Source organism: Streptomyces sp. NPDC097619, assembly GCF_040302735.1.
Lineage (GTDB): Bacteria > Actinomycetota > Actinomycetes > Streptomycetales > Streptomycetaceae > Streptomyces.
Genome location: NZ_JBEOSD010000110.1, coordinates 21325 through 27372, shown reverse-complemented (window position 1 = coordinate 27372; position 6048 = coordinate 21325). Strand labels below are relative to the sequence as shown.

Below are 6048 nucleotides of genomic sequence, written 5' to 3'. Positions count from 1 at the left end.
GCCCCGGGGTGTTCTCCCGGGGCCGGCGGCCCTCCGTCGTGTGGTGGCGCGGGTGCGGCTCAGGCGATGTGTTCGGCTTCCAGCTCCGCCTGGTGACGCTGCTTCAGCTGCGGGAGCATCGCGCGCAGCAGGGTGCCGGAGCGCGGGTGGTGGATGCCGTGCAGATCGGCCAGGTAGATGTCCAGCTGCTCGGGGCTGGGGATGCTGTTGTTCTCGTCGATGAACGTCCGGAAGACCGAGTACGCGGCCTCGTAGATCGTCTCTTCGTCCGGGAAGGAGGTCTGCTCGGCCGCGGTCCGGCCGTCCGCCGCCTCCATCGCCTCCGCCGTGTGGGCCGCGGGGCCCTGCGACTGCTGCGGCTCCGCCGCCACCACGAGGGCCTGCTGCCGCGGACGGGGCTCCCGGGCCTGCTGGGGGGCGGCCGGGGCCTGCTGGGTCTCCTGGGCCTGCTGGGGCTGTTGGGCCTGCTGGGGCTCGGCCTGGGGCTGTGGGGCCGGGTCCTGCGCGGCGCCCGCGGCCTTCACGGTCTGCGGGTCCGCGTGCGCGGCGAACCACGAGCTCGGGTGCGGACCCGGCATGTCCGTCGGCTCCAGCGACGCCACCGGCGCGACCTGGTGCTCCGGCCCGGCGGCACCCTGCGGGCCGAACCAACCCGGCCCGCCCTGCGGACCGTACGGGTTCTGCCCCGGAGCGGTGCCCTGCGCCGCCTGCGCCGCACGGGCTTCCTCGGTGGCCTGTGCGTCCTGGGGCCCGTACCCGCCCGGCTGTGCCGGAACCCGGGGCGCCTGGGCCCCTTGGGGCACCTCCTGCCGCGGCCCCGCGCCCGGCACGCCCTGCGAGCCGGACCGCTGCACCGGAACCCCGGACACCTGCCCGACCTGGACCGGCCCTTGGGCCTGGTGCGCGACCCGAGCCTGGTCAGGGACCTGGGCCTCGGCCTGTCCCTGTCCCTGAGCCTGTCCGCGCACCGGCGCCGCGCCGTCCGCGGTCGCCGGGACCGGACCGGCCGCTCCCTGCTCCGCCGGACGCGCGCCCGCCGGAAGCTCCGGCACCGCCTCGGCCGCGGCCACCGCCGCGCCGCCCTGGGCCGCCGCACCCTGCGGGGCCGGCGCGGGCGGCAGCAGGGCGGGCTCGATGCCCGCCGCCGCCAGACCCGAGGCACCGGTCTGCGACAGCGGCACGCCGATCCGCGCCAGGCGCAGCGGCATCAGGGCCTCCACCGGCGCCTTGCGCCGCCAGGCGCGTCCGTACCGGGCCTGGAGCCGCGCCTGGTAGATCAACCGGTCCTGCTCCATGGTCACGGCCTGCTGGTAGGAGCGCAGCTCCCACAGCTTCATCCGCCGCCACAGCTTGAAGGTCGGCACCGGGGAGAGCAGCCACCGCGTCATGCGGACGCCCTCCATGTGCCGGTCCGCGGTGATGTCCGCGATCCGACCCACCGCGTGCCGGGCCGCCTCCACGGTCACCACGAACAGCACCGGGATCACCGCGTGCATGCCCACGCCCAGCGGGTCGGGCCAGGCGGCCGCACCGTTGAAGGCGATCGTGGCCGCCGTCAGCAGCCAGGCCGTCTGCCGGAGCAGCGGGAAGGGGATCCGGATCCACGTCAGCAACAGGTCCAGCGCGAGCAGCACGCAGATGCCCGCGTCGATGCCGATCGGGAACACCAGCGAGAAGTTCCCGAACCCCTTCTTCAGCGCGAGTTCGCGCACGGCGGCGTAGGAACCGGCGAAACCGATGCCCGCGATCACCACCGCACCGGCCACCACGCAACCGATGAGTATCCGGTGCGTGCGCGTCAACTGCATCGCGGCCACCCGCGATCCCCTCCCCTGGCAACAGCTCGTCTGGCGGGACAGCCTGGCACACCCCTCCCCCGCACGTCCCGCGCGGGGGAGCACTTCCTTCCGCTAAGCCGTCCCGCTCGGAGCGAGGGGGACGGCCCGCGGGGCGGCCGGGTCCCGGATCAGGCGCCCTTGTTGGCGGCGGCGATCGCGGTCACGGCCTCCTTGGCCGCCGCGATCGCGTCCTGGAGCAGCTCCGCGCTGTCGGGGGCCTTCGCGCCCTCGTAGGCGGCACCGTTGTAGTCGAGGGTGAGCACCACGTTCTCGGTGCGGGCCACCACGGTCTGGTTGAAGAAGTCCACGTCCTTCTTCACGCTGTACGACACCGTGGTGCCCTGGTCGCCGATGCCCGCGGCCTGCGCGAACTTCAGGCCCTTGGCGCCCTCGGAGGTCTTCGCGGCCTCGACCTGCTTGGTGTACTGCTCGCCGGCGCGCTCGGAGGCGGAGCCCAGGGTGTCGTGCGAGTCGTAGCGGGCCAGGGACACCGCGAGCCAGCGGTAGTCGGAGCCCTTGAGGCCGTCCTCGTCGAGGCCGTTCCAGGAGCAGGTGGCGCGGCTGGACAGGTCGTTGGACTTGGCCGCCGTGCCGTCCGCGTCCTTGGCCTCCGGGACCAGCTTCTCCACCGTCTTCGCGCCCAGCACCTTGCAGGGGTCCGGGAGCTTGGCGAACGCCGGCTTCTCCAGCGTCGGGGACGGTGCGGCGCTCGGGCTCTGCGAGGCGGCGGACGAGGAGGAGCCCGCCTTTGCGCCGTCCTTCGAGCCGGAGCCCGTGGCGGAGTCCTTTCCGGAGTCCGAGGAGCAGCCGGTGGCGACGAGGATCACCGGGACGGCTGCGCAGGCGAGGACGCGGGTGAGGCGCGAGGCTGAACGGTGCATGGTTCCTTCTGTCGGTCGTCGGCGGGACGTGCAACGGTAGCCCGACCCGTGAGCGGCACGCAGTGCGAGAGGTCACGCCCGGGGCCGCGACGGGCCCCCGGGCGGGCCCGTCAGCCCGCGAACCGCTCCGCCAGCGCCCCCGCCAACTTCCTTGCCCCGTCCTGGATTTCCTCGCTGTCGGGGGTGATCCCGGACTGTCCCGGCTGCACCGTGTACTCCACGGTGACGATCACATTGGATGTGCGGAACACGATACGGACGGTCCGCGTCTGGGCCGTGGGACCGGCCGCGCCGAGCCGGTCCTCCAGGAAGGCGGCGTCCCCCGGCCCCTCCAGCACACGGGAGCCCGGCACCGGGGTCGCGGAGCCGGAGGCGGAGGTCTCGGGGGAGCCGGTGGGGGTGTCCGCGGCCGCGTCCCCGGTGCCGGCCGTGCCCTGCGGTACGGTCCCGGCCGCGGGGGATCCGGAGGGGGAACCGGTGGCGGAGGGGCTGCCGGAGGGGGAGCCCGGGGACCCGCTCCCGGCGGGGGCCTCCGGGATGTGGGCCGCGGCCAGCGCCCGGTCGTAGACCTCCTGGGCGCGGTCGTCGTCGCTGACGGCCCGGTCGTAGGAGATGACCCGTTCGAAGCCGATGGACAGCAGGCGGGTGGCGTCGGTGTCCTCGGCCCGCCAGCGGCAGGCCACCCGCCGGTCCGCGTCGTAGGTGGGGTCCGCCTTGCCCGCGTACAGCTGCTCGCGCTGCTCCGTGGTGAGCGAGGGCGCGGCGGGCAGCAGCTCCTCCAGGCGGGCGTCGGAGGGGGTGCGGCAGGGCTCGGGCAGGCTGCTGTACTTGCCGGGCGGCGCCGCCACGGCGGTCTCGCCGGCCTTGCTGTCGGCGCTGGGTCCTTCGGACCCGGTGCCCCCCGAACAGCCGGTGACCAGGACGGCCAGGACGGCCGCGATGCCGGGCAGTACTGCCTTCCGCTGCACGCTCGCGCTCCCTTCGGCCTGGTCCCAGGCCCGAAAAACGTTTGCCGCGCGGGGGCGGCGGGTGGACACAATGTGTATCGCACACGCCGCTGGTGACGCCGGTCCGATGTCTCATTCGGGCTCAAGAGCGAGGCTTTTGCGTTTTCCCACTTTTGTTCTTTTCATCCGTTTACGGGGGTTGACCGTCTCATGTCGTACACAGAGGTTCCGGGCGCGCGGGTACCCATCCGCATGTGGACCGATCCGGCCACGGTGGACGACGGCGCCCTCCGCCAGCTGCAGAACACCGCCACGCTGCCCTGGATCAAGGGCCTGGCCGTGATGCCCGACGTGCACTACGGCAAGGGCGCGACGGTCGGCTCCGTCATCGCGATGAAGGACGCGGTCTGTCCGGCGGCGGTCGGCGTGGACATCGGCTGCGGCATGTCCGCGGTGAAGACCTCCCTGACCGCCTCCGACCTGCCCGACGACCTCTCCCGGTTGCGTTCGCAGATCGAGCGGGCCATCCCGGTGGGCATGGGCCTGCACCGCGACCCGGTGGACCCCAAGCGGCTCTACGGCTTCCCGACGGCGGGCTGGGACGGGCTCTGGGAGCGCTTCGACTACATCGCGGACGAGGTGAAGTTCCGGCGCGACCGGGCGGGCAAGCAGATCGGCACGCTGGGTGGCGGCAATCACTTCATCGAGTTCTGCGTCGACGAGACCGGTGCGGTCTGGCTGATGTTGCACTCCGGCTCCCGGAACATCGGCAAGGAGCTGGCCGACCACCACATCGGCGTGGCCCAGAAGCTGCCGCACAACCAGGGCCTGGTCGACCGGGACCTGGCGGTGTTCATCGCGGACACCCCGCAGATGGCCGCCTACCGCAACGACCTCTTCTGGGCGCAGGAGTACGCCCGGTACAACCGCGCGATCATGATGAGCCTGTTCAAGGAGGTCGTCCGGAAGGAGTTCCGGAAGGCCAAGGTGAGCTTCGACCAGGAGATCAGCTGCCACCACAACTACGTGGCGGAGGAGCGGTACGAGGGCATGGACCTGCTGGTCACCCGCAAGGGCGCGATCCGCGCGGGCAGCGGGGAGTTCGGGATCATCCCCGGCTCCATGGGCACCGGCTCGTACATCGTGAAGGGGCTCGGCAACGAGAAGTCCTTCAACTCGGCCTCGCACGGCGCGGGCCGGAAGATGAGCCGGGCCGCGGCCAAGCGGCAGTACTCGGCGAAGGACCTGGTGGAGCAGACCGCGGGCGTGGAGTGCCGGAAGGACTCCGGGGTCGTGGACGAGATCCCGGCCGCGTACAAGTCGATCGAGCACGTCATCGAGCAGCAGACCGACCTGGTGCGGGTCGTGGCGAAGCTGAAGCAGGTCATCTGCGTCAAGGGCTGACCCCCCGGCACGGGGGTCGAGGTCCGCGCGCCCGGGGGGAGCGCGCGGACGACGGGCGACGGGCGGTGCGGTCCGGGGGGAGCGGGGGGCTCTCCGGGAACGCACCGTTCTTCGTCGTGCATACCCCCGCACACCGCGTGCTCCGCATCAAATGGGGGCCGGTCCGCACGGTCAACTCCCGTTTTCCGCGCAAGGGTTGACGGTCGTACTTGGTCTAGACCAGGGTGGGTGGCATGTGGAGAACACGCGCCCTGGTCGGGCTGCTCGCTTCCCTCGCGCTGGGTCTCGGTGCCGCCGGACAGGCCACCGCCGCCCGGGCCGGGCTGCCGCCCGTCGTCTCGCAGGTGCCGACCTCCGAGAAGGTCGTCTTCCTCACCATCGACGACGGCTGGTACCACGACCCCGAGGTCGCCCGGACCCTGACCGACAAGCGGGTGCCGGTCTCCCTGTTCCTGCTGCCGGGCGCCACGTCCTACGACACCGGGTACTTCACCGGGCTCGTCGACGAGGGCCGGGCCACGGTGGAGAACCACACGGTCAACCACCCCGACCTGACCACCCTGGACGCCGCCGGCAAGGACGCCGAGGTCTGCGGCGCCGGGGAGCAGCTCCAGAGCGTCTTCGGGCGGACCCCGAAGCTGCTGCGGCCGCCGTACGGCACGTACGACGACAACGTCCGGCTGGCCGCGAAGGCGTGCGGGGTGAAGGCCCTGGTGACCTGGACGCACGACTTCACCACCTGGGGCGAGACCCCGGCGACCCCGCGGCTGGCGGCCGGGGACATCGTGCTGCTGCACTTCACGCCCACGCTCGGGGCCGATCTGAAGCGGGCCCTCGACGCGGCGAAGGCGGCGGGCCTCAAGCCGGCCCCGCTGATGCCGCACCTGAAGGCGGCCGGCCTCGTCTGAGGCGCCGCCCCGCGTACACCGCGGCCCGGACCGGGGTTCCAGGGGACCGGTCCGGGCCGCGGCCATGTCC

The 6048-nt window shown here is 72.9% G+C and carries 5 protein-coding genes; 2 read left to right on the top strand and 3 right to left on the bottom strand.

From position 1 onward, the window contains the following. Nucleotides 1-59 precede the first annotated feature (59 nt). The 3 genes from ABTZ17_RS25725 to ABTZ17_RS25715 all read right to left on the bottom strand — a co-directional run bounded on the left by ABTZ17_RS25725 (nt 60) and on the right by ABTZ17_RS25715 (nt 3687). Nucleotides 60-1817 (bottom strand): DUF2637 domain-containing protein, encoded by a 1758-nt coding sequence (locus ABTZ17_RS25725; protein ID WP_352198078.1) that lies wholly within the window; start codon nt 1815-1817, stop codon nt 60-62. Between the two features lie 149 nt (nt 1818-1966). Further along, nucleotides 1967-2719, bottom strand: a complete 753-nt coding sequence (locus ABTZ17_RS25720) for a DUF3558 family protein (protein ID WP_352198077.1) — start codon at nt 2717-2719, stop codon at nt 1967-1969. Nucleotides 2720-2829: 110 nt separating this feature from the next. Further along, the gene (locus ABTZ17_RS25715) at nt 2830-3687 is read right to left on the bottom strand and encodes a DUF3558 domain-containing protein (RefSeq protein ID WP_352198076.1); all 858 of its coding nucleotides are present in this window, start codon (nt 3685-3687) and stop codon (nt 2830-2832) included. Nucleotides 3688-3876: 189 nt separating this feature from the next. On the opposite strand from ABTZ17_RS25715, the gene ABTZ17_RS25710 reads away from it, so the two are divergent. Both ABTZ17_RS25710 and ABTZ17_RS25705 read left to right on the top strand, forming a co-directional pair. Next, complete coding sequence (locus ABTZ17_RS25710) at nt 3877-5070, top strand: RtcB family protein (protein WP_352198075.1); 1194 nt, start codon at nt 3877-3879, stop codon at nt 5068-5070. A gap of 233 nt (nt 5071-5303) precedes the next feature. Then, nucleotides 5304-5978, top strand: a complete 675-nt coding sequence (locus ABTZ17_RS25705) for a polysaccharide deacetylase family protein (protein WP_352198074.1) — start codon at nt 5304-5306, stop codon at nt 5976-5978. Nucleotides 5979-6048: the final 70 nt, after the last annotated feature.

Coding starts and splice junctions, on each gene's coding strand:
- ABTZ17_RS25720 (WP_352198077.1), bottom strand. CDS start 2,719: ATGCACCGTTCAGCCTCGCGCCTCACCCGCGTCCTCGCCTGCGCAGCC.
- ABTZ17_RS25710 (WP_352198075.1), top strand. CDS start 3,877: ATGTCGTACACAGAGGTTCCGGGCGCGCGGGTACCCATCCGCATGTGG.
- ABTZ17_RS25705 (WP_352198074.1), top strand. CDS start 5,304: ATGTGGAGAACACGCGCCCTGGTCGGGCTGCTCGCTTCCCTCGCGCTG.